Origin of the sequence: Veillonella agrestimuris (assembly GCF_943193065.1) — a bacterium.
Taxonomy (GTDB): Bacteria; Bacillota; Negativicutes; order Veillonellales; family Veillonellaceae; genus Veillonella; species Veillonella agrestimuris.
On the sequence record NZ_CALPCS010000011.1, the window covers coordinates 44,266 to 68,064 of the forward strand.

Annotated in this window: 27 protein-coding genes, 1 tRNA gene and 1 riboswitch; of the genes, 4 read left to right on the plus strand and 24 right to left on the minus strand. The window is 40.3% G+C overall.

Going from position 1 to position 23,799, the window contains the following annotated elements; all coding sequences use genetic code 11:
* Positions 1 to 89: 89 nt before the first annotated feature.
* The 20 genes from NFR29_RS06360 to purB form a co-directional block, all read right to left on the minus strand.
* On the minus strand, positions 90 to 632 hold the full coding sequence (locus NFR29_RS06360; protein ID WP_251424650.1) for a cysteine hydrolase family protein: 543 nt from the start codon (positions 630 to 632) through the stop codon (positions 90 to 92).
* 70 nt (positions 633 to 702) lie between these two features.
* Complete coding sequence (locus NFR29_RS06365) at positions 703 to 1,188, minus strand: phosphatidylglycerophosphatase A family protein (RefSeq protein ID WP_251424651.1); 486 nt, start codon at positions 1,186 to 1,188, stop codon at positions 703 to 705.
* A 241-nt stretch (positions 1,189 to 1,429) separates the two neighbouring features.
* On the minus strand, positions 1,430 to 1,801 hold the full coding sequence (locus NFR29_RS06370) for a pyridoxamine 5'-phosphate oxidase family protein (RefSeq protein ID WP_251424654.1): 372 nt from the start codon (positions 1,799 to 1,801) through the stop codon (positions 1,430 to 1,432).
* A 15-nt stretch (positions 1,802 to 1,816) separates the two neighbouring features.
* The gene (locus NFR29_RS06375) at positions 1,817 to 2,161 is read right to left on the minus strand and encodes a zinc ribbon domain-containing protein YjdM (protein WP_251424656.1); all 345 of its coding nucleotides are present in this window, start codon (positions 2,159 to 2,161) and stop codon (positions 1,817 to 1,819) included.
* 107 nt (positions 2,162 to 2,268) lie between these two features.
* Positions 2,269 to 2,766 carry an ECF transporter S component gene (locus tag NFR29_RS06380; protein WP_251424658.1) on the minus strand — a complete coding sequence of 166 codons (498 nt, stop codon included), beginning with the start codon at positions 2,764 to 2,766 and terminating at the stop codon, positions 2,269 to 2,271.
* A gap of 195 nt (positions 2,767 to 2,961) precedes the next feature.
* Positions 2,962 to 3,444: a pyridoxamine 5'-phosphate oxidase family protein gene (locus tag NFR29_RS06385; protein ID WP_251424661.1), complete on the minus strand. Its 483-nt coding sequence runs from the start codon at positions 3,442 to 3,444 to the stop codon at positions 2,962 to 2,964.
* Positions 3,445 to 3,841: 397 nt separating this feature from the next.
* Positions 3,842 to 3,910 carry a putative holin-like toxin gene (locus tag NFR29_RS08335; protein ID WP_420908280.1) on the minus strand — a complete coding sequence of 23 codons (69 nt, stop codon included), beginning with the start codon at positions 3,908 to 3,910 and terminating at the stop codon, positions 3,842 to 3,844.
* A gap of 338 nt (positions 3,911 to 4,248) precedes the next feature.
* Complete coding sequence (locus tag NFR29_RS06390; protein WP_251424663.1) at positions 4,249 to 4,362, minus strand: putative holin-like toxin; 114 nt, start codon at positions 4,360 to 4,362, stop codon at positions 4,249 to 4,251.
* Between the two features lie 132 nt (positions 4,363 to 4,494).
* Positions 4,495 to 4,571, minus strand: a tRNA-Arg gene (locus NFR29_RS06395).
* 152 nt (positions 4,572 to 4,723) lie between these two features.
* Positions 4,724 to 5,008: a hypothetical protein gene (locus tag NFR29_RS06400; protein ID WP_251424665.1), complete on the minus strand. Its 285-nt coding sequence runs from the start codon at positions 5,006 to 5,008 to the stop codon at positions 4,724 to 4,726.
* Positions 5,009 to 5,091: 83 nt separating this feature from the next.
* Positions 5,092 to 6,519 (minus strand): DNA polymerase IV, encoded by a 1,428-nt coding sequence (gene dinB / locus NFR29_RS06405; protein WP_251424667.1) that lies wholly within the window; start codon positions 6,517 to 6,519, stop codon positions 5,092 to 5,094.
* Between the two features lie 6 nt (positions 6,520 to 6,525).
* Positions 6,526 to 6,873 (minus strand): ArsR/SmtB family transcription factor, encoded by a 348-nt coding sequence (locus NFR29_RS06410; RefSeq protein ID WP_251424669.1) that lies wholly within the window; start codon positions 6,871 to 6,873, stop codon positions 6,526 to 6,528.
* 672 nt (positions 6,874 to 7,545) lie between these two features.
* Positions 7,546 to 7,923, minus strand: a complete 378-nt coding sequence (locus tag NFR29_RS06415; protein ID WP_251424671.1) for a glucosaminidase domain-containing protein — start codon at positions 7,921 to 7,923, stop codon at positions 7,546 to 7,548.
* Positions 7,924 to 7,935: 12 nt separating this feature from the next.
* Complete coding sequence (locus NFR29_RS06420; RefSeq protein WP_251424673.1) at positions 7,936 to 8,442, minus strand: flavodoxin family protein; 507 nt, start codon at positions 8,440 to 8,442, stop codon at positions 7,936 to 7,938.
* Between the two features lie 98 nt (positions 8,443 to 8,540).
* Positions 8,541 to 9,824, minus strand: coding sequence for an adenylosuccinate synthase (locus tag NFR29_RS06425; RefSeq protein WP_251424675.1), 1,284 nt, complete (start codon positions 9,822 to 9,824; stop codon positions 8,541 to 8,543).
* Positions 9,825 to 9,975: 151 nt separating this feature from the next.
* Positions 9,976 to 10,251, minus strand: coding sequence for a GNAT family N-acetyltransferase (locus tag NFR29_RS06430; RefSeq protein WP_251424677.1), 276 nt, complete (start codon positions 10,249 to 10,251; stop codon positions 9,976 to 9,978).
* A 119-nt stretch (positions 10,252 to 10,370) separates the two neighbouring features.
* On the minus strand, positions 10,371 to 10,583 hold the full coding sequence (locus NFR29_RS06435; RefSeq protein WP_251424679.1) for a (4Fe-4S)-binding protein: 213 nt from the start codon (positions 10,581 to 10,583) through the stop codon (positions 10,371 to 10,373).
* 181 nt (positions 10,584 to 10,764) lie between these two features.
* Complete coding sequence (locus NFR29_RS06440) at positions 10,765 to 11,610, minus strand: pirin family protein (protein ID WP_251424681.1); 846 nt, start codon at positions 11,608 to 11,610, stop codon at positions 10,765 to 10,767.
* Positions 11,611 to 11,999: 389 nt separating this feature from the next.
* Complete coding sequence (locus NFR29_RS06445; protein WP_251424683.1) at positions 12,000 to 13,142, minus strand: MFS transporter; 1,143 nt, start codon at positions 13,140 to 13,142, stop codon at positions 12,000 to 12,002.
* A gap of 149 nt (positions 13,143 to 13,291) precedes the next feature.
* Positions 13,292 to 14,587, minus strand: coding sequence for an adenylosuccinate lyase (gene purB / locus NFR29_RS06450; protein ID WP_251424684.1), 1,296 nt, complete (start codon positions 14,585 to 14,587; stop codon positions 13,292 to 13,294).
* A 230-nt stretch (positions 14,588 to 14,817) separates the two neighbouring features.
* Between purB and NFR29_RS06455 the strand changes: the two genes are divergently transcribed.
* The 3 genes from NFR29_RS06455 to NFR29_RS06465 all read left to right on the plus strand — a co-directional run bounded on the left by NFR29_RS06455 (position 14,818) and on the right by NFR29_RS06465 (position 16,146).
* Complete coding sequence (locus tag NFR29_RS06455; protein ID WP_251424686.1) at positions 14,818 to 14,934, plus strand: putative holin-like toxin; 117 nt, start codon at positions 14,818 to 14,820, stop codon at positions 14,932 to 14,934.
* 158 nt (positions 14,935 to 15,092) lie between these two features.
* Complete coding sequence (locus NFR29_RS06460; protein WP_251424689.1) at positions 15,093 to 15,485, plus strand: CAAX protease; 393 nt, start codon at positions 15,093 to 15,095, stop codon at positions 15,483 to 15,485.
* 97 nt (positions 15,486 to 15,582) lie between these two features.
* On the plus strand, positions 15,583 to 16,146 hold the full coding sequence (locus NFR29_RS06465; RefSeq protein WP_251424691.1) for a hypothetical protein: 564 nt from the start codon (positions 15,583 to 15,585) through the stop codon (positions 16,144 to 16,146).
* Between the two features lie 5 nt (positions 16,147 to 16,151).
* On the opposite strand, the gene NFR29_RS06470 is transcribed toward NFR29_RS06465, so the two are convergent.
* Entirely contained in the window at positions 16,152 to 16,742 is a 591-nt protein-coding gene (locus NFR29_RS06470) for a tetratricopeptide repeat protein (RefSeq protein ID WP_251424693.1), read from the minus strand.
* A gap of 190 nt (positions 16,743 to 16,932) precedes the next feature.
* Here NFR29_RS06470 and NFR29_RS06475 point away from each other — a divergent pair, with 190 nt between their 5' ends.
* Complete coding sequence (locus NFR29_RS06475) at positions 16,933 to 17,610, plus strand: lactate utilization protein (protein WP_251424695.1); 678 nt, start codon at positions 16,933 to 16,935, stop codon at positions 17,608 to 17,610.
* A gap of 114 nt (positions 17,611 to 17,724) precedes the next feature.
* Here NFR29_RS06475 and meaB read toward each other — a convergent pair whose 3' ends face one another.
* The 3 genes from meaB to NFR29_RS06490 are packed head-to-tail and all read right to left on the minus strand — an operon-like array spanning position 17,725 to position 23,222.
* Positions 17,725 to 18,870 (minus strand): methylmalonyl Co-A mutase-associated GTPase MeaB, encoded by a 1,146-nt coding sequence (gene meaB / locus NFR29_RS06480; RefSeq protein WP_251424697.1) that lies wholly within the window; start codon positions 18,868 to 18,870, stop codon positions 17,725 to 17,727.
* The gene (scpA, locus tag NFR29_RS06485; protein WP_251424699.1) at positions 18,863 to 21,055 is read right to left on the minus strand and encodes a methylmalonyl-CoA mutase; all 2,193 of its coding nucleotides are present in this window, start codon (positions 21,053 to 21,055) and stop codon (positions 18,863 to 18,865) included. Before scpA ends, meaB begins: the two co-directional genes overlap by 8 nt.
* Positions 21,056 to 21,059: 4 nt before the next feature.
* Positions 21,060 to 23,222, minus strand: coding sequence for a methylmalonyl-CoA mutase family protein (locus tag NFR29_RS06490; protein ID WP_251424701.1), 2,163 nt, complete (start codon positions 23,220 to 23,222; stop codon positions 21,060 to 21,062).
* Positions 23,223 to 23,540: 318 nt separating this feature from the next.
* A riboswitch (cobalamin riboswitch) is annotated at positions 23,541 to 23,715 on the minus strand.
* Between the last annotated feature and the right edge of the window lie 84 nt (positions 23,716 to 23,799).

A 23,799-nucleotide genomic window follows, 5' to 3' on the forward strand; every position in this document is an offset into this window, starting at 1 on the left:
TCAAGCTTTTAACCATACTATATATAACAGTGATAGCCGCAAATTAATCATGTATCATTACATATAATAAATCTCATCTTTGGTGATACTCAATCATTAACAATATAACATTGACAACTGCGCATTACCTCTAAAGCGGCTCGGTGTTTCTCTGGTGTACTGCCTGCACATCCAGCCGCATCAATATAAACAGGTACTTCTGGAAGGCCGGCTTTCACCAATAAGGCATTGGACACGACGCATATATCGGTGCAGAGGCCTACTATAGTAATGCTAGTAAGTCCTATTTCATCATCGCATTCTTGTAGCGATGTTACTAATTCCAAGGATCCAAAACAAGGTTTTTCAATGATGTTCATAGACATATTATGTATATTCTCTGATACCGCCGCTACTAAGGATTCGTGAATGTGCCATCCATCGTGTCCTTTAATGCAATGCGCTATAGGCAACAACTGACCTTCTTGTGTCGCTTGATACTGTTCGCTATGCGTATCTTGTGTGAACATAATGATGCCAGGCCAGTTCTTAATTAGCTCTTCCACATAGGGAACAATGTGCTTTGCTTCTGCAGACCCTAAAGAACCACTAATAAAGTCTTTCTGCATATCTACCACAATTAATACTTTCATTTCTATATCCTCTAATATTACTGTATCTATCGTCACGAACAGCATCATCTACTATCGTTTTGTGTGTCAATTAATCTGGCCTGTTGTGAGCAATGCGTCCCGCTGCTGCCGCCGCTATGGCACCTACTAAATCATCTAAAAAAGTATTGCATCGCCCTTCTGTCTTATTATCCAAGGTCTTGATAATGCCAGGTTTAACTTTGTCTAAATAGCCATAATTGGTAAAGCCAATGGATCCATATAGGTTAACGATGGAGAAGGCCAAGATTTCGTCGATACCAAAGAGCCCCGTATCGTGTTGCACAATGTCTTGTAAAGGTTGGGACAATTGGTTACGCTCCGCTAACATATCGAGCTCAACGCCAGTAATAATAGCATTATGCACTTCTCGCTTATTCAATACAGAATGAACACTGGCAATACAAACTTCAATAGTTAAATTCGGAGAATACTGACTTTGTGTGAACATAACGAGCTCTGCAATATCCTCTACGGTCACACCTCGATTAGCTAATAATTGGTACGTATGGGCTTTCAAATCTTCTGTGGAAATCAATGCGGCACCTCCTTATGATAGTCATATCAGCCATATATAAGGATGTTATATCTTATACATGGTATATAGACTCATAGCTTGTAATATCTAATATATATGCATTCATTATACCATTCTTATAAACCAAAGGATATGCAAAAACTCCCTGTAGACTATAGTCCACAGGGAGTTTTTATCATCTTGTCAATATGTATGCTATCGACCCGATTAATGCCTTAATCTAGTCATCCTGCATCGAGTATTAAAGCAACTGTTTGGCAGATTCTACGTGTAAAATCAATACACGGTTAAGAAATGGATATTCAGCGTACATTTTGTCGTAAATTTCGCCTTCAGATACGAAGGAAGTTGTACATTCCAAACGGAATCCTGTACCTTGGTAGCCATTGAAGCCTTCTACTTCACGAGCACCTAATGTTACAATAGCACGATTATTGATTTTTAAATCATTTTCAGTACTTGTCATACCTGCTGCAGGTACCCAAAGATCATCGCCATCTACCTTTAAATAAGAATTCCATGTATTAGTTACATGTGCTTCATCGTTCGCCCAAGTTGTGATGGACACAACGCCTTCATGTTTAAGTACTTCTAATAATTTTTCAGGTAACATGCATAAACCTCCGTATTAGATTTTTTTAACCATTTCAGATTTCAAAGCCATAGCACCGAAACCATCAATTTTACAATCAATATCGTGTCCATCGCTAGCATCGTGGATAAGGCGAATATTTTTCACTCGCGTACCTTGTTTCAATACGCCTGCACCTTTTACTTTTAAATCTTTCACAACAACGACGGAATCGCCATCTTGCAATTCATTACCGTTCGCATCGCGAATAATACCTGCTTCCGCAGCGGCAGCTGCATCAGCAGCAGTCCACTCATGACCGCACATAGGACACACAAACATATTGCCGTCTTCATAAGTATATTCGTCGCCACATTTTGGACAATTAGGTAAATCAGCCATTTTGTACTCCTTTTGTTAATATATTTACTCAATATATTATATCATTTGCATGTAATAGGCTCAAATATACACTCGTGTACTCATAAATTGTACGAAACTAATTACTATTATCCTAACCGTCTACGCAATACAACATAGAGAATCATGCTAATAATGACGCTCATAACGGCTTGGATAGTATTGGTTAATAAACCAGCATAAGCGACACCAGGGTCCATAAACATATATTCACCCACAAAATAGCCTACCACGATAGTAATGCCACCAGCAATAGTCGCCATGAGGGCAGACATGTAATTATCTTTACGATACAGAGAACCTACAAGGTATCCTTCTATGCCTTTCACCACAAAGGTAATAGGTACAAATATAATATATCCTAGAATTAAATCAGCCAGTGCAGGACCAATAGCCCCAATATAGGCACCTTGTTTGCGCCCTAATAGCAAAGCAGACGTCATGATGACCACATCGCCAATGTTAAAATAACCGCGAATGCCCGGCACCGGAATCTTAGTGTACATTGTCAATAATGTAGCGAGGGCAATCAATACGGCTGTGAGTACTAACGTAAAAGTAGTACTGCGGGTTTGAACGTGTTGCATAATATCCTCCCTGTTAATAAAAATACATTTAGTGAAAGCTATCACTATTTTCATGATACGCTTTTTTTCTAATGCCTGCAAACAAGAGGGAATTATGTTTATGCAATCTAGGTATAACCCACATCCTATTAGATATCAACCATTCTATATTAGATACTACACATAATAATACACCCCAACGAACTCCTTTATATATTATTTCTCATTGACTAGCTTACCTGTCATATGATCTATATCAATGGCAATCATTTGTACTACATTAATAGGAGGACTTTGCATCTCCTTGTCTACCTCTTCTATAGTAGGATAATACTTAATAGCCATCTTATGTAGTTTATCCTTCCAATAAAGAGGATCCTCAACAAGAGTAGCACGCCCCATAACAACTACACTAGTAGCATTCCATTCCCAATGTCCTTCCACCTTATAGCCCTGATTCCATGTTGTGAAACATACTTTATTACATTGTTGTAGCGCATCCATTTTATGGCCTGATTTGGCACCATGAATAAAGATTCTATGCTCTTCTTCATCATAATAAAAATTAACAGGCACTGTATAGGGATAGCCTCCATCCCCAATAACAGAAAAAGCAGCCCGTTTCTCTTCTTTCAAAATTCGTTTGCATTCATCTTCACTAACTTGTTGATTTTTTCTACGCATAGGTCGAAATTCCATATAAGTCGCCTCCTGTCAGATTCATAACTCCATAAATATTATATTCATTTTCCTCCTTCCCAATGTATGTAAACTATCTATCGTTTATATAATCAGTCTAAATTTTAGGCATTTAAATCTAATTTATCTAAATTATATTATATTTTTTTAGGTTTTTAAGCCTAATTTTTAATTTTTGAACAGAGTTTTAGGTTTTAAAACCTAAAAATAGTCCACCAAGATATATGATGGACTGTTCATTATATATAACCATTGTTATTTGACGATAATCTAAATGTTACGTATAATAATCATAAAGGGGTAGCCAATGTTTAGTCGCGTTAGGCTCATCTCAAATGAATTAACAATAAAATTCGAGAAATGGCCGTAACGTGCTTAAAGCGTTAGGGCTATTTTTCTATTTTAGAATAATAGCAATAAGTGTACCAAACAAAATCATTAGAGATAATGCTTCATATACTCTCATCTCATCACCGCCTTTGGTAATGAGCCCAACTCATTGGCTACCTTAGTTATATTATAAATTGTACAGGTATACCGAACAATAAGTATCGGCATTCTACAATGGTCACTACTAGTGTCATAGTTTAATACAAAAGATATATTGACAGAATGCCTATAAATATTACTAATGGAAAAAGAAGAAACGAAATATCTTAAAATAGCCAACCCATCGTTATTTGACGATGGGTTAACTGATGCGTATAATGATGATAAGGGGTAGCCCAGTGAGTGGAATCACAGGCTCATCTCCAAAAATAGAATTCTTTTGAGAAAATGGCCTGTTGTTCTTACAACGGGCTATTATCCGTTAAGGATAATAGCTACGAGTGTGCCAAAGGCAATCATGAGCATTAACGCTTCATAAGTACTCATAGCATCACCACCCTTCGGAGAGAAGGAGCAAACCCGTATCACCAGACTACCTTAATTTTAGTATAAGCTGTAAATATATACACAACAAGAAGTATCGATCTTTCACGATGGTCACTAGTGGTGTCATACATATAACAGAAAAAGCATTGGCAAATGCCAATGCTTCTTTTCTATTGGTGCGCCTAGAGGGAATTGAACCCCCGACCTGCAGTTTAGGAAACTGTCGCTCTATCCTACTGAGCTATAGACGCATGTATATCTTATTATAGCGTTTTACTGTGAGCAACTGCAAGACAAATGGTATATATAACATTCTTATAACAAATAGCCTAGTTCATGTGAACTAGGCTATTTGTATACTCTGGGGCTTATATTCGTAATGTTTTATGAAACAATCATCTCATTATGCTGGACGGCTCCAGTCTACTTGTACATCGATGGCTTCCCACATACGAGTCAAAGCCAGTTTCAAATTATCCAATGACTCTAATGGCTTAACTTGCAATGTTTCATACGTATCAATGCTCGTAGCGTGTTTGATTTCATGTTCTGTGTTCAAATACGTCAAAACTTTGTCAATCCATTCTTGTTCAGGCAAATCCACTGTTACTGTTTTTGTATCTACATCATAGGACAAAAAACCATTGCTATTTACGCCATAATGAATGGCCACACGAAACATACTCATATACATTACCTCTTTCATGGTTATTTATGTATTCACATATTAGTATCTATATTGTATCATGAACCAATCCATTCATTAAAGACTTATTCTTCATGTAACGCAGAATTATGTAACGCAGAATTTGCTTCTAGGGGATCCTTGTCTTCATCCAAATGTGCTTTCAATGTCGAACGGTGGCGCCGTTCGCCGCCAAATCCATTCTCTCGTTGCCAGAGGGCTCCACTCATAATAGCGGTACGGCCGAATTTACTTTCTAGTTCATCTAAAACAGAGCTCAGTTTTTCGCTACTTTCATCGTGGCCACTAGTGAACAAATTATCTTGTACTAATCCGTCTTCTGAAAGCCCACTCACAGTGACACCCAAGAGACGTAGCGGTTTATGGGGCAGCGCCAATATGGACGTATCAAAGTGTTTCTCCGGCATAGCGCCCATGACTTCCATATTATCCATCATAATAGGTTGCGTCCGTCCTTGCTGGAGCGATTCAGTATTCATCGGCCTCATTGATTTACTATCACTCGGCTTATAGCCTCCATGGATTTTATTCCACAACAAAACCGCTGTTTCGTAAATAATAGTTTCTTGATCGGTAGCGGCGGCAAGGCGTTTTTGTTTTGACACCGTTTTAAAGTCATTGTACCGTACTTTAATAGACACCGTATGGCCTTTTAGGCCTTGTTTGCGGAGCCGTTTCGCTACTCGATTCGCGAAATACCGCAATTCTACATCGATAATAGCAGGATCTAATAAGTCTACTTCATAAGTCTCTTCATTGCCTACAGACTGCACTTGGCGATCCACTTCAACAGGCCGTTCATCAATGCCACGAGCCAATTCCCAAATGCGCCGTGCCTGGTTCCCTACATAAGGTATCAAATCATGCTCTGTTGCCAAAGCTTGGATATCTTTCATCTTGTGAAAGCCCCCTTCTTTGAGGCGCTGCTCCGTCCTAGGGCCTACGCCCCAAATACGTTTAATAGGCAAATTAGCGATCATGTCCATTTCTTTCCCATAGGGAATAACCACAAGGCCGTCTGGTTTATCTAAATCAGATGCCAATTTCGCAAGAAATTTATTAGGCCCTAAGCCAGCTGAAATGATGAGCCCCGTTTCTTCTAACACACGCCGCTTGATGGCTTTCCCTAAAGCCACGGGACCAGCGTATTTATGGGTAATTCCGGTTACATCCAAAAAAGCTTCGTCCAAAGACAAGGGCTCAATAATGGGCGTAAACTCTTCCATCACCTTATGAATTGTGTTAGATAGTTCTTTATAGCGATCAAAGCGAGGCCACACATAAATACCATGTGGACACAACTGCTTAGCCCGCGATAAAGGCATAGCTGAATGAACGCCGAACGTACGAGCTTCATAAGAAGCAGTAGCCACTACGCCACGTGCAGAAAGACCACCCACAATAACGGGGTGGCCTCTATATTCAGGATGATCCAGTTGTTCTACAGACGCATAAAAGGCGTCCATGTCCACATGCATAATCCATCTACGCATAGTTAATTATGCTTCTTTCTCTTCGTGCTCATCTAAACGACAATATTTGATTTGTGCGCAAATGCACTCGTCTTTCGTTTTGTACAATTTCGGAAGAATTTCCAAAATATCTCCAAATGTTTCTTCATTAATAGAGTAACGAGTCCAAAGACCATTACGTTGCGAGTTAACAACACCAGCATCGATTAAGATCTTCATATGGTAGCTCAATGTAGATTGAGACAAGTTAAAACTCGCCAAAATATCTGCAGCACATAGCTCATTACAAGACAACATATCGATAATATGTAAACGTGTTTCATCGCTAAGAGCTTTGAAAATCGTTGCTAAACGCTCATAAGAAACTTCAATCATAATAAAACTCCTCGACATATGCTTCAAACTTTTGTCAATTTTAATCTATTATATACTATTTTTAAAAGTAAATCTATTTTTTTCTTTCTATTTGTATGTTAATAATTTTATATGTATAACAAAAATTTTCTATATCAATAATTTTGATACAAATGAGAATCTATAAAGCTCAGAAAAATACATCATTCTATGAATATTAATGAATCATTTTAATGTATACCTAAACATAGATATATACGATATCCCTGCATTTTATTTCATTCATATTGACCTCATCTTAAAGCAATAGAAAATCACTCTTTTCTATGAATAAAAAGCATATTTCGATATACTTTCACTACAAAACCCTATATCACTATATATTCCCTTAGTTTTCTAGAAATTAAAGCAATATAATTACCAGTTCAGAATCCATTATGGTACAGTAATCATAGAATATGCACATTTATTTCTATACAGCACTATATCTTTAATTGAAAAACTCGATGCAATGCGTAGATATACAGGAGATTTATAGCACAGCCATACAGGTAATCTATGTTGTAGATATCGAATATCTATAGGCAAACACAACAAACCCCCTCTACTCTATAAGTAAAGGGGTTAATTTGCTTAACTTATATTCTGCCGCATCAATGCAATAAGCTATTAAAAATAACCAGTCTGTTCCCATTACATCATGGAATTCACAATGGTAAGGAGCGAATTATAGTAAGAGCCGATATCAGCTGTAAAATAACCGCCCGTATGCAATGCCGCTGCATAGTCGTAAAGCGACGAAACTCCAGACATACCATCTTCGGAATAATACGATAAATACCGTCCAAAGTAATCAGCAAATTCGGGAAAATCATTAAAATACATCCAGTCGCCAGAGCTGCTACTGATACCACCTAAATTATGATGGCTCGCTTGTAAATCAGATGTAAAACCACCCGTTTCTATATGCCATTGTGCATAAATCCACGCAGGGTCTACGACGATGCCATGTTCAGCGGCTTTATTGGCTGAAATCTTCGCTAATTCATAAAAATATTCGTTTACTGCCACAGGGTCACCTCTCTAATGATATGTAACTTTCAATTGTTCCGCAAATAGTCGTGCTGATTCCAAATCCTCTTCTGTAGGATGCGCCGCAGCCGCATCAATGCGGGCTAACCATTCTGGAGTATAGGCATGCGGATGGCCCACAGGGAATCGCCCTTTCATTTGCTCTACCAAAAGAGGGTCTACTTTTCCTCTGCATATGAAAGTCCCTACACAAGTCGAATCATCTCCAAGCGAATCGATCCCAGCGGCTACACTGTTCTTTCCATGTTCAGACAATGGATCGGCTCCTAATGTCGAAAATAAAGCCACTTTTTTATGCGTAATGCCTTGCAAATACGATTTCATTTCATGATTAGGACCGCCACGATCAACCCAATAGCCAGCAACGATAAGGTCAAAAGCAGTATAATCAGGATTTGTCTTCACATCGACAGCTTTAACACCGAGAACATCAGCAATGCTTTGAGCTACTCGTTTCGTATTTCCAGTGCGACTAGAATAGACAACCAATATATTCATCCATACCTCCTATTCTCTATAGTAAAACAGCGGCTTTCACCAGCACTACGGAGGCTAGGAAAACCGCTGTACTCTATGTATTCTAAGGTGCGGACAAATTAAAATACATCCACTAATTCTATCGTTTGACTCCGGTTTGGACCTACAGACACGATGCCAAGTGGCACGCCTGTTACTTCTGCAATACGCTCTACGTATTTGCGAGCGTTTTCAGGTAATTCATTGTAAGAACGAATACCGGAAATATCTGTTTCCCAACCTGGCAATGTTTCGTACACTGGTTCGCACGCTTCCAAGTCTTTCAAATTCGCTGGGAATCCTTCGTAAGCTTTACCGTTCAATGTGTAGCCTACACAAATTTTGAGTTCTTTGAAGGTATCTAAAATGTCGAGGCGTGTAATAGCCAAGTAATCAAGGCTATTGAGGCCGGCTGCGTATTTCACAACCATTAAATCAAGCCAACCACAACGGCGAGGACGGCCTGTTACAGTGCCGAATTCGTGACCGATTTCACGCAATGTATCGCCAATTTCATTAGTCAATTCTGTTGGGAATGGACCTGCCCCTACGCGAGTAGCATACGCTTTTACAACGCCGAAGATGTTTTTCAAGTAACCAGGGCCTACGCCAGCACCAGTGGAGGCACCGCCAGCTACTGGATGAGAAGATGTTACGAAAGGATATGTACCATGATCAAGGTCAAGCATCGTCGCTTGAGCCCCTTCGAACAATACTTTTTTATCTTCTTGCACAGCTTTGAGAACTGTGTGGTTTGTATCTGTTACAAATGGTTTCAACGCTTCTGCGTATTTGATGTAATCAGCAAGGATTTCATCATAGTTAACGCCTTCTGCATCGTACACTTTCGTTAAGATTTTATTTTTGAACTCTACATTGTACGCCAATTTTTCCTTGAATGTATCAAGGTCGTATAAGTCGCATACACGAATGCCTACGCGGTTAATTTTATCAGCATAGCAAGGGCCGATACCGTTTTTCGTAGTACCGATTTTCGCATCCCCTTTAGACGCTTCTTCCGCATTATCTAAGGCAATGTGATACGGCATAATTACGTGAGCACGGTCGGAAATTTGCAAAGCTTTCACAGATTTACCTTGCGCCTCAATGCCTGCAATTTCTTCTAGCAATACTTTTGGGTCAATTACGACGCCAGTGCCGATAATATTCATTTTATTATCGTATAAAATGCCGCTTGGCAATAAACGAAGGGCAAACGCTTTGTTATCTACCACTACGGTGTGACCTGCATTGTTGCCCCCTTGGCTGCGCACAACGACGTCAGCGCGCTCCGCCAACCAGTCTACAATTTTGCCTTTACCTTCGTCACCCCATTGAGTGCCTACAACCATGCCTGTTGCCATCTCTATATCCTCCAAATTTAGTCGAATTAATACATATTCATTATACATCATAGCGGGTCTATGTGAAAGCTTTGAACACGAAAAAAGCGATAACGAATAGACATACAAGTCCTTCGTTATCGCTTTATATCGTTATTATAGTATCTACCAATTACATGCGGATATCTGCATACTCTGCTTTTTTATCGAATTCAGCTTTGGCAAATGGGCACAATGGAAGAATTTTAACGCCTGCAGTGCGTGCGTTTTCTACAATTGTGGCTACTAAACGGCCAGCAATGCCTTGTCCGCCGTAACCATCTTCTACTAATGTGTGATCAATAATCCACATTGTTGCAGATGGGGAGAATGTGCTTTCACCAATCTCTTTGCCATTATCATAAGCTGCAGCGCGGTTTCGGTCTGCTTCAAATACTACATCTACCATGTTTGTCTCCTTTGTTACGTCTAACTGTTAAATGACACCAGAATGCTATCATTCATACATGCAATTCACCAGGATAGTACCATTCATACACACTCACCATGAATAGGCACTATGTCATATTACTTACGTTTGTACGTCAATGCGCCAGATGGGCATTTGTCAATGACTGCTGCAATTTCATCAGCGGTAGCAGCCTCTACATTAATCCATGGGCGTTGGTCCAAATTAAATACCTTAGGCAAGCCTCTTACGCATTTGCCTGCATGAACGCACACACTTGGACGCCATTCAATAATAATATCATTAGATTCATATGTTTTTACATCACTCATAAGAAAACCCTTCCTTACATAAGTTCCCCTGTTATACAAGTTCTTACCGACTTTGGCTTACATAAATACGGCTCCACTATATCACAGTAGAGCCGTATTGACTATTATTTTTTTAGCATAGCTCTATAGCATGAGAGGAGGTTCAGGTCTATAGAACCTTGCTATCTATAAACATCCTTTATTACACAGCCATGGAAGATTTAACGAATGTACCAGTTTGTAATTCTCTGTACGCTTCGTGTAATTCTTCTTGTGTATTCATAACAATTGGGCCTGCCCAAGCTACCGGCTCATCAATAGCAATAGATTCGATATAAAGCACTTGTGTATCATCTTGCAAGGATGTGAAAGACACAGTGTCGCCAGCGGATAATTTAACAGCTGTTTTTTCTTTCACCACTTCGCCGTTCACTTCGATTTCACCAATCAATGTGAAGAGCATAATGGATGCGTCTTCTTTCACAGTGTGCGTGAAAGTTTTGCCTTTTGCCAAGTGCACATCGTAGTAGTGAAGTGGTAAGTATTGGCTTTGGTGACCTTTATGTTCTTTGTAGTTACCAGCTAACAAACGAAGGTAACCGCCATCGATTTCGATATCTTGGATCATATCGTTTGTTACAGGATGGTACGCAGGCTCAACCATTTTATCTTTTTTCGGCAAGTTAAGCCATAATTGTACGCCTAACAAACGTTCTGCAGCAGGTACTAACTCTTCGTGCATAATGCCAGAACCAGCAGTCATCCATTGTACTTCACCACTGTTTACAGCCGCTTCATTACCAAGGCTATCACGGTGCACCATACCACCTTTGTATACATAGCTAATGGTTTCAATACCGCGATGCGGATGCATTGGGAAACCAGCAGTGTATTCATCTGGATTTGTGCTATCAAAGGAGTCAAGCATCAAAATAGGGTTGAATTCTTTAATTGTTTCCCCGCCTAGTACGCGCACTAGTTTTACACCAGCACCATCGCGAGTTACAAAGCCTTGTACAGATTTAGTGATTGTTCTTACGTTGTTCATAGTATCAGTCCTTATAATGAATTACATATAATGTCGTTACGATTTACACAATATACTATGTAAACCTTTTCATCTTCAAGTTGTTTTATAATTTAATCCTTTTACTTATAATCCTTAATTATATGGGGTGTTTGGTTATCAGTCTCCATTAACAATACTACGTATACCATTCATTATGAAAGCCAAGATCATCAAATTGATATTATTGAAGTTAAGTTTAACTATTTAACTATTTTTATCGATTTATTTGGCTTGTCTATATCATAGCACGGTTTTACTCAATGTCAATATTTCCATTGCACGCAATTGATTTATCCTTATTTCCGATATAGTAAAAGCCCCAAGAAACACAGTTCTGCACTGTCTTCTTAGGGCTTTCATTATTTCTTTTACTGCGGTTCTTTCAGCCATAGGCTCATGACGAGCCCCATGACACCGATAGGAATCAATACTTGTAAGGCTGTTTGGATACCATATATATCTGCCAAGTGACCTACGTAGGGCGCTACGAGGCCACCCAAGGTAATGCCTAGGCCTAATGTAATGCCCGATGCAAAACCTGCGTTCTTAGCTAAGTACTTCTGCCCTAGCACCGTAATCGGCCCATATTGGGAGAATACACCAAAAGCCATTGGAATCATAGCGCCGAAGAATCCCCAAATGTTTGGCACGTAAATGAAGATTAAAATGGATGGCAAGAACACGAGGTAACCAAGACGAATGGTTCTCAAGAAACCAATGCGATCCGATAACCAGCCTCCAATATAGGTCAAGATGCCACCGAGGCCAAAGTACATAGTCAAGGCTAAGCTGGACATTTCAGGAGTACCATTAATGACAGAAATATAGAGGATAGGAATGAAAATCCCGAGCACCGCGAACAAGATGGACCGCGCCGCAATGACAAAGAAGAGCTTGCCAAAGCTTGTCCAATCATTTCGTTCCTGGGAAGCCTCTGTCAATTTAGCTTTCACCGTTGTGGACGTTCCCTTAGCATTACCAAAGGCATAGAAGTAGATGAGCGTCCCTAGCACTGCTACGATGGTGAACACCCACAAATAATTTGCACCAAAAGCGTAAACGCCACTGGCAATAACAGGGCCGAGGGCAAAGCCAACGCTACCGCCAACGGCAAAACGGCCCATGGCGTTCCCGATTTCATGAGATTGGGTACGTTTCACCAAGAGCGCCGCCTCCGGATGGAACAGTGCTGCCCCTACCCCAGCAGTCAAGGCCAAGGCGAGAATAATTTCATAACTCGTAGCCAAGGCAATGGCGCTAATGGACACGAGAGTAATGGAAAAACCTAACGGAATGAACCACGGCACACGCCATCGGTCCGCCACATAACCAAGAGCAGGCTGCGCAATAGACGCCACTACGGTGTTACAAAAAATAACGGTAGCGGCTTGGTAATAATTGAGCCCAAAGTTCGTAATAAAAAACGGCAACAACGCCGTCAAAGCCCCTTGCCCAAAGTCATTGATACAGTGGAATATAGGGGGCGCATATTTTTGAAGAAGTGCTTTCATAAACCCTCCTGAGAAATTAGAATCAATAGGTGTGATAGGACACCCATGTCTATATCGAATAAGACATGAATACACTAACCCTTATAGAGAGAGAAAGACCGAATACATCGATACAACGTATTCGGCCTCGTCAGTATTTCTATATTCTATTATAAACCAAAGCGAGCCATAATAGTATCGACATGGCGCAATAATTTTTGTGGGTCGAAGCAAGCGTCGATTTCTTCATCGGTCATGAACTTCTTGATGTTTTCATCAGATTTAAGACCCGCTGCAAAATCTTTCCCTTCGAGCCAACGGTTCATGGCGTGTTTTTGTACCCAACGGTACGCTTCATCGCGAACAGCTCCTTTATCCACTAATTGAGTCAAAATCGTTTGACTGAACAATAAACCACCAGTAAGGTTAAGGTTTTTGATCATTATTTCTGGGTATACTAGCAATTTATCGATGGTACGAATTGTCAAATGAAGCATGTAGTTCAATGTTATCGTCGCATCTGGTAAAATCACGCGCTCTACAGAGCTGTGGGAAATGTCGCGCTCATGCCATAACGCTTGGTCTTCGAAAGCAGATTGAGCATAGCCACGAAGCAAACGAGCTAAACCGCAAATGCGCTCCGCCGTAATAGGATTGCGTTTGTGCGGCATAGCGGATGAACCTTTTTGCTTTTCGCCGAAATACTCCTCTGCTTCACGCACTTCTGTACGTTGTAAATGACGGATTTCTTTCGCGATTTTATCTAATGTACCGCCAATAACAGCGATAGTAGAAAGCAATTCTGCATGACGGTCACGCTGTACTACTTGTGTAGCAATTTTAACAGGCTCTAAGCCCAGCTTTTCGCACACATATTGTTCAACAAATGGATCGATGTTGGAATAAGTACCAACGGCGCCGGACACTTTGCCAACAGCTACGCTTTTACGAGCATGCTCTAAACGCTCAATATCGCGCTCAATTTCAGCCATCCAAAGGCATAATTTCAAACCGAACGTTGTCGGTTCGCCGTGAATACCGTGAGTACGGCCAATCATCAAGGTATATTTAAATTCTGCCGCACGACGACGCAATACATCGCGAAGTGTAGCTAAATCTTGTAACAAAATATCGCACGCTTGCTTCATCATATAGCCAAGAGCCGTGTCTTTCACGTCTGTGGAAGTAAGGCCTAAATGAATATACTTCGCCGCTTCTGGCCCCACATATTCACCTACAGCCGTTACAAAAGAAATGATGTCGTGGTTCGTTTCCCGTTCAATTTCGCGAATACGCTCCACATCAAAATTGCCTTTTTCCCGAATGATCTTCGCCGCTTCCTTCGGAATAACACCTAACTCCGCTTGCGCTTCGGACGCTAATGTTTCTACCAATAACATCGTGTCGAACTCGTTGCGTTCACTCCAAATATGGCCCATTTCTTCTCGTGTATAACGTGATATCATGATAACTCCTTTGCATGATGAAAGTATCTACTTATAGGGATATTGTACCATATGTAACAGGGCAGTTCAATTAACAAGCCTCCACAAAGCGAACAATTGTATTTATTTTTTTATAAATGTTCGTTATTGCACTTAAAATAAAAACCATAACAAAATCATGAATATTCCAACTAACGAATATCGCTAATTTTGTTACCGTTTACATGTTATAATATACATAAGGTAGCTAAGTGATACGGGTTCACACTCCTTCGTTTACGAAGGGCGGTGATGCTATGAGTACTTATGAAGCGTTAATGCTCATGATTGCCTTTGGCACACTCGTAGCTATTATCCTTAACGGATAATAGCCCGTTGTAGTAACAACAGGCCATTTCTTCAGTAGTAATATTTTCTTCGGAGATGAGCCTGTGACACCACTCACTTAGCTATCTCTTTACATTTATTATACTCGTACAACTATGTATCGTCAACTAAGGCGATACCGCATATACAAGGAGAGCCTATGACAAAGAAACAACGAACACCAAAAGAATCTACCCGATCTGCTACACTGCTAAAAGCATTTTTTGGAATTAGTTTTATCGCCTTAGGCTTATGCGTGTTTAACGAAGCCCCTCTGAACTGGACACTCGGTATATTTACAGTAGATATTCTAGTCTCATTGGCCTACGTAATCATTAATAAAAACCGCATCACTGAGTCCAAAGTAGTACATACCAATGTACGACGCATTGTAGCATTCCTAATTATGCTCATTACCATGTTCTTTTACGCCTTTGCACTATGGCGCGTCGGTCAATACACTCCGATGATGCAAGCCACTATATTTATAGGTGGCGCTATTGTTTATTACGCTGTCTTTGATAGTACGAAAACGATAAGTAACAAGAAATAATTACAATGAATTCGCTACTACGAAAAATTCCTAACCAATAAGCACTAAAGCTAAATACAAAAAATAGTCATATGCATTACCAAGGAACACAATATAAATGAACACTAACCAAAATAAATCAAGCTTTCACAGAGCAGCACCTTCCTACCTGAGCGCTGCTATCCAATGGGTAGATAGCCTTACCTATCCTGAAATTACTGAGCAAATCGTCATGTACAATGCCTATTTAAAAACCTACGAAGATTCCTATTCCAACATCATCGGCTTTTTACCACTTATGCTAACAGTAGTACAATTGAGCTTCGACAATGATATTGATACTGTCTTATCCCATGAGACAATAATGATACTCGCTGTTGTTATCGGCATTATTTCACTCATCATCTTAGCGATTGCATGTTTCAATAAGAAGGTTTCCTTAGGGTATATCGCTATCATGATTCCCTTATTACTATATGTTCAATTTGCTTTTCAAAACCCTAGTATTCTCGTACTGGTATCCTTCATTATGCTATCTCTCTATTTTGGAGCCATTGCCCATTACAAACCACAAGATATGAAAAATCATATAATTCTCGAATTATTAAAGCAAAGAAAAGCATTAATCGAATCATCCAATCCTGCCTCTGAAATTAAATTGCCAAAGAATTATAAAAAGTAGCATACTTACTTCACTACCTCTTCAAATCGAGGATTCCCATGAAAGCGCTCAAAATGGTCTTGTTCAGCAGCTACGGATTTCACTGATGGGTCCAATGCAATTGCCTTCTCAAGCCAGTCTAAAGCTTCTTGATCGTTCCCTTGGTCTGCGTAAATGGTAGCAATGCCGTAAATAGACCAGGTATTGTCCGGATCATGCGCGAGTACTTGTTCAAACCATGATTTCGATTCGTCCAATTCGTCTCGCAATTTATAGACCATAGCCATATTGTAATAATTTGCTACATTAGTAGGGTCTAATGCATACGCCTCTTTAACGAGAGCTAGCCCCTCTTCTTTTTCTCCAGCGAAGGCTTTCTCTAACCCTTCAGTAGAGAGTCGTTGCGATTGTGTTCTATCTGCCTCGGATATATGTTTCACTTGCGTCTTCGCCGTTGTTTGTTGTGCTGCGGCCTGTGTGTTTAATGATGTGGCTGTATTAGCAGGAGCTTTCATCGAATCTGACGGTTCATTTCCAAGCCCACAACCCCAAAGAGTGAGTACCATCGCGCTGGTTAAGGCATATGTAATATATGTGTTATATGGTTTTCTTGTCATGAATCATGTCTCCTATTGTATGTACATTGCATTAAATCCTCTTTAGTGTATCACAATTTCCATAGACCAATACAGCCATTCGGTATATGATACAAGTAAGATGTAGTACAAATAAAATGTACTATCAATCAGCTATCGTGCATATAAGTCAGATTCGACTCATAAAAACAAAAAAGGAGGAGTGATATACATGGCTAATACTGAAACTACTATTCAAGCGATAACGAATCCTCACCCCAATACCGCGGTCATCGACATCGAAGCGACTATTAAGGCTTTAGAACGAAATAAGTTCGTCGTTCATTACTTTAAAACACCTGAAGAAGCGACCGCCTACTTAACAAATCGTATCCAGAATAAGCGAGTAGCCCTCGGCGATTCTCAGACATTGCTAGCCCTTAACATCTATGATTCGCTATTGCCAAACAACATCGAAGTTATGGATATCCATCGCCCTCTCGACGGTGAAAGCTTCCGCGATACAGCACTCCGCACGATGGGTAAAGATGTATTTTTAACATCTGTTAATGCACTTTCACAAACGGGAGAAATGGTGAATATCGATGGCACGGGAAACCGCGTAGCGGCTTCCTTATTCGGTTCCAACGAAGTTTTTTTCGTGCTCGGCATCAATAAAATCACCCCCGATTTGGGATCAGCTATCTACCGCGCCCGTAATGTGGCGGCACCGCAAAATAGTAAGAAAAATAAAAAAAGTTCCCTTAACCCTTGTGCCAAATTAGAAGAAAAATGTTACGACTGCGGCTCACCAGACCGCATTTGTAATGCGTTAACCATTTATTATAAAAAGATGAGAAATATGCAAATTATGGAAGTCATTATTGTAAATGCCAATTTAGGATTTTAAATTGAATGTTTAATCCACTATGTTACAAACCATAACACCATAAATACAAGATAAAGAAGTGCACCGTTGATTCCCTAAAACCAACGATGTACTCCTTTTTAGTTCTGTTATATACTATTTCAATAACGTTTGGTCAAAAACACTCACCAATTCTTGTACGGCTTGTGATTCGGACATATTCCCTGCGAGCACTGCTTCTTCTACTTCTCCCATACGACCTTGAATTACTATATTATTAAAGAATAGATTGTGCAGGTGTTCATCAATCATGTCCCTCACCCATTGAAGAGATTGGTTTTGCCGTCTCTTGTAGAAAACCCCATTTTCTTTACCTTGAACAGCAAAGGTCTGAATTAACTCCCATAATTCTAAGAGACCACTTTTTGTAACAGCAGAGCAGGTATAGGCCTTGGTTTCCCATTGCTCTGTAGCTGGCCGAATGTAATGGAGCATCCGATTATAGTCGCTACGAGCAATTTGAGCCCGTTTCAAATTATCTCCATCCGCCTTATTAACAACGATAGCATCGGCTAATTCCATAACACCTTTCTTAATGCCTTGCAATTCATCGCCAGCTCCCGTAAGGACGATAAGCATAAAGAAATCTACCATTGATCGAACAGTCACTTCACTTTGACCAACGCCAACCGTTTCTACAAGAATGACATCATAACCAGCAGCTTCACAAAGAAGCATCGTTTCTCGACTCTTTCGCGCTACACCGCCTAATGTCCCCCCTGCTGGCGATGGCCGAATATACGCATTAGGATGTTTTGTTAATGTTTCCATCCGCGTTTTGTCCCCTAAAATACTCCCTTTTGTAACTTGACTCGTTGGATCGACAGCCAGAACAGCCACTTTTAATCCTGCTTCAATGAGCATATTTCCGAACGCTTCAATAATGCTACTTTTACCCGCACCAGGAACCCCCGTAATACCTATACGAAGTGCGTTGCCAGTACGAGACAATACTGATTGTAATACTTGTTGCGCTATCGCAAAATGATCTGGATTATTACTTTCTACTAAGGTAATGGCCCGTGAAAGTATAACGCGGTCCCCCTGCTCAATACCGCGTACATAATCAGCAACGGTCAATTTTTTTCGCCGCTTCACGGGCAACACAGAAGGTGCCAAATGTTTAGTACTCGTCATGAGACCATCGTGCATTTCATCAACGCCTCTCATGACACGAGATGCAAACGTTTCCGTCTCTTTCGCATCGTTTGGCACCCAGTCTGGTCGATACGTATCAGTCATCTATATCCTCATGTTGGACGTGAGCTGTCAATGTTTCCAATAGTTTTTTGGCTGCTACTGGAAGTACAGTGCCCGGTCCAAATATCGCTACTGCACCATGTTCGCGTAAAAATTCATAATCCTGAGCAGGGATTACGCCTCCAATGGCTACGAGAATATCACCACGCCCACGTTTATTAAGTTCTTCTACCAGTTGTGGCAACAATGTTTTATGACCTGCCGCAAGAGAGCTAAATCCGACAATATGCACATCATTATCAACTGCATCTTGCGCAGTTTCTTCTGGTGTTTGGAACAAAGGACCAATATCTACGTCAAAGCCCATATCCGCAAAGGATGTAGCAATCACTTTAGCCCCTCGGTCATGTCCATCTTGCCCCATTTTAGCAATCATAATCCGAGGACGACGACCTTCGATGTGTTCAAAATCATCCGCCATTTGACGCACTTCTTTGATAACATCATCATCTTCAAATTCGCTGGAGTATACTCCCGAAATAGAGCGAATAACGGCTTTATGACGGCCGCATACTTTTTCAACAGCAAAGGAGATTTCTCCTAAAGACGCACGAGCACGTGCTGCTTCTAACGCTAACGCCAATAAATTCCCTTCACCTGATTCAGTGGCATTCGTAATCGCTTCAAGACAGGATTGAACACGATCTTCATCACGGTTAGCACGCAATTGTTCTAAGCGTCTAATTTGCGCTTCTCGAACAGCTGTATTATCTACATCTAGTATATCTAATGGATCTTCCTTATCAAGGCGATACGTATTAATTCCGACAATGGCTTCACGGCCAGAATCAATACGAGCTTGACGACGAGCCGCCGCTTCTTCAATACGCATTTTAGGAAGCCCTGTATCAATCGCTTTCGCCATACCACCAAGAGATTCAATTTCTTGGATATGTCCCCAAGAACGACGAATTAACTCATCCGTTAAAGCTTCTACATAATAGGATCCACCCCATGGATCAATAACTTTACATACCTTCGTTTCGTCTTGAATATATAGTTGCGTATTGCGCGCAATACGAGCAGAAAAATCTGTAGGCAATGCAATGGCTTCATCAAGAGCATTCGTATGCAGTGATTGCGTATGTCCAAGAGCAGCGCCCATAGCTTCCATACAAGTTCGTGCCACATTGTTAAATGGATCTTGTTCTGTTAGACTCCATCCAGATGTTTGACTATGCGTCCGTAGCGCCATCGATTTCGGATTTTCTGAACCAAAGCTTTTAATAATCTTCGCCCATAACATGCGAGCGGCACGCATTTTAGCAATTTCCATGAAGTAATTTTTACCAATAGCCCAAAAGAAGGATAATCGTGGCGCAAACTGATCTACATGAAGTCCTGCATTAACACCTGTACGAATATATTCAAGCCCATCCGCCAAAGTATACCCTAATTCGATGTCGGCTGTCGCGCCCGCTTCTTGCATGTGGTACCCCGAAATAGAAATACTATTAAACTTAGGCATATACTGCGATGTATAAGCAAAAATATCACCGATAATACGCATCGAAGTAGCAGGAGGATAAATATATGTATTACGAACCATAAACTCTTTCAAAATATCATTTTGAATCGTACCTGCCATAACCTTTTTATCTACACCCTGTTCCTCACCAGCTAAGATATAAAAAGCCATGATAGGTAATACGGCACCGTTCATAGTCATCGATACAGACATTTGGTCTAATGGAATACCAGAGAATAAAATTTCCATATCCAAAATAGAGTCTACGGCTACACCAGCTTTACCTACATCGCCTACCACACGAGGATGATCTGAATCATATCCGCGGTGAGTGGCCAAATCAAAGGCAATAGACAAGCCTTTTTGACCTGCTGCTAAATTTCTGCGATAAAATGCATTGGACTCTTCTGCTGTGGAGAAGCCAGCATACTGGCGAACCGTCCAAGGCCGCGTTACATACATAGTAGGATAGGGTCCCCTCAGAAATGGTGGTACCCCTGCCATATAGTCGAGATGAGTCATCCCTTCATAGTCCATTTCCGTATATAAAGGCTTTACCTGAATTTGCTCCATTGTTGAATGATACAACTCTTCAAAGTTCTTTCCTGTCTCCTTTTTCAATTCTGCAAGCCACGCCTCTCGAGATGTGGCTTGCTGTGAACCTAGGTCAAGAGAAGCAAAATTTGGATTTTTAAACATAGCCTCACATCCCTTTCTTATCTTGCAATGAACGCAATAATGCATAACAATTGGCACGTACCGAAATAAAATCATCTACACCAGCTTCACGATATACTGGTTCTAAATCCTTTGGTGGTGCCCCTGCCACAATAATCGTAGCCTCTGGCATAATCGATTTTAATTCTGTTGCCAATGGGGGCACCAATTCAGGATAGGTAGCATCCGTGGAGCAGATAACAACTACATCGGCTCCACTATTACAGGCTGCTTTAGCCGCCTCTTCAGTAGTTTCAAAACCATCATTTTTCAATACTTCAAAAGCCCCTACTTCAAAGAAACCTGTAGAGAAATCTGCTCGTGGTTTATGTTGTGGTATAGGCCCCATATTAGCTAAAAAGACTTTTACATTATCTTTTTTACGTGCCTTATACGCTTCTGTACGCATACGCAATTCTTCAAATTGCTCAGTCCATCGATGAGAGGAAATAGATTGTATCGTTTCTGACGGAATATCTCCAGTTTGAAGAGCCTTTCGTATTTGATTCATAGTCATTCCATTTTTCGCTGCAAAACTAATCAAATCAATTAACTCTCCTGGTTCCGTCGACCCTTGCTCCAGGGATGATTTAGAAGCTGCCACTGCATTAGGCTCCACCTTTTTTAAAAATGATTCAATTGCCTCTGTCCGTTTTTGCTGTAACAAACTCTGTTTTTCAGATTTAGCATCTAATAGCTCTTCTGTCATATTGGCATACATATTACTACCTACTGCCACATCTTTTCGGAATGCTAAATTTTTGAATCGTTCCATAAGCATTGCATGTACTTGTTCTTGAGGATAACCTTCCTTCAGAGCTGCAATAATCCCTCCTTTGGCTTCAATCAATTGAAATTCAGCCCATATTTTATTCGTCAACTCTATAGCTAATGTTTCTATATACCAAGAACCACCCACAGGATCCACAGGTTCTCGCAATTCAAATTCAGTTTGCAACATCACTTGAATATTACGTGCGATACGGCGCGAAAAATCATCTGATTTACGGATTGGTTGATCAAAAGGAGATACTTCTAAACTATCTACTCCCCCAACTACCCCAGAAAAGGCTTGCGTTGTATTACGCAGCAAATTCACATACGGATCATATACCGTTTTAGTAAAAGCCGAAGTCCGTCCATGTACACAGATTGCTCGATGTTGCTCAGATGCACCAAAAGCCTCCATAATACGAGCCCAAATCATTCTAAGGGCTCTTAATTTAGCAATTTCCATAAAGAAATTAGCCCCTAACGAGAAAGTAAACATCATCGATTTAGCAATAGTCTCTATATCTATATGACGATGTGCTAACTGACGAACATAGCAAACTGCCGTTGCTAATGTATACGCTAATTCTTGTACATCATTAGCCCCACCATTAGCATATACATCGCCACATACTAAAACAGTACGAAGACTTGATGAATGTTCTTTAGCCCAAAGTACAGTATGAGCCATTTCATCAAACGCTGTATCTAGAGACATATGGAGAGTTCCATCTTTTACCCATCCACCTATTGGATCAGCCCCTACTAGTCCTTTTACATCTTTAACTGCTTTCTTTTCTACTTCTACGGCAGCCCGTAACATAGCTAAGACAATAGCACTTGATGCACCAGTCTCAATATAAAGAGGATTGTTCTTAAAATTAAATCGCCCAATTAGTTCACTATAATCTTGTAAAGTTGATAACGAAGTACCACCTACTCCAACAGTGGCACCTGTTTGTACATCTTGATCATGACGAGTCGCTTCATCTAACCGAATATTATGAATAGTACTACCTTTAATAATTTCATATAAACTGGCATGATTCGCATCTTTTGGCAATGAATCTTCTACATATTGGGACACTCCCCAAGACTCTGTAGTATATCCACTAGCTTTTGTACCTCGCATAAATCCACCAGCCCCTGGATAGACACTAATTGGTATCTGCTCTCCATGCTTAGCAGGCGTATAGATAGGCTCTAATGTGATGCCTTCATAAGTAGGTGTAAACATTTTCTTATTAAAATCTCCACCCTTCAAGGCTTTCACAACTTCTTCTTGCCACTCTTCATAGGTTGGTTTGTCAAATTCCTCAAATGATACTGATTCCAATACTTCCTCATCAGGTAGACCTGACTTCCTCATATCAGACATAGATGTTCCTCCTTTCAAATCAACCCATCTAAACAGAACAGCGCACCGATGTCACTACGCTACATACAGGAAAGGTATGTATGAACAATAAATTATAACAAAGTGTTAGCTTTTCATGGACCATAACTGCTCATGAAATATGGGATATATAGGTAATTAATTGTCATAAGATAGCAGTGAGTACACAAAAGGAGTAAGATTAACAATGCGCTACATATGTTTATACTAAAAAAGCGTGCATTACGCACGCTAGATTATTATTCAAAGTATGTAAAACAAAACATACTTAAAATCTCCTTCCTATCGCTCGTAGGTCCATCGGTGATTATCAAATAGGCAGTTCTCCTGGCTCGGAGTCATCACCTTACTTTCGCCTTCCCAGATTGCTCCAGTGACATTATGAAAGCAGGCTCGTCCTTACAGTGGCGGGACCGCATCGGCTTGTACCGATTTCTCTATTAAGTCTTACGACACCTATCCTTTATATTCGTTGTTCTATGTTCACTATAATGAAAATTTATACATCTGGTCAACTAGTATAACTGAATATCATAGGTATTAAAATTCAAGTTATACC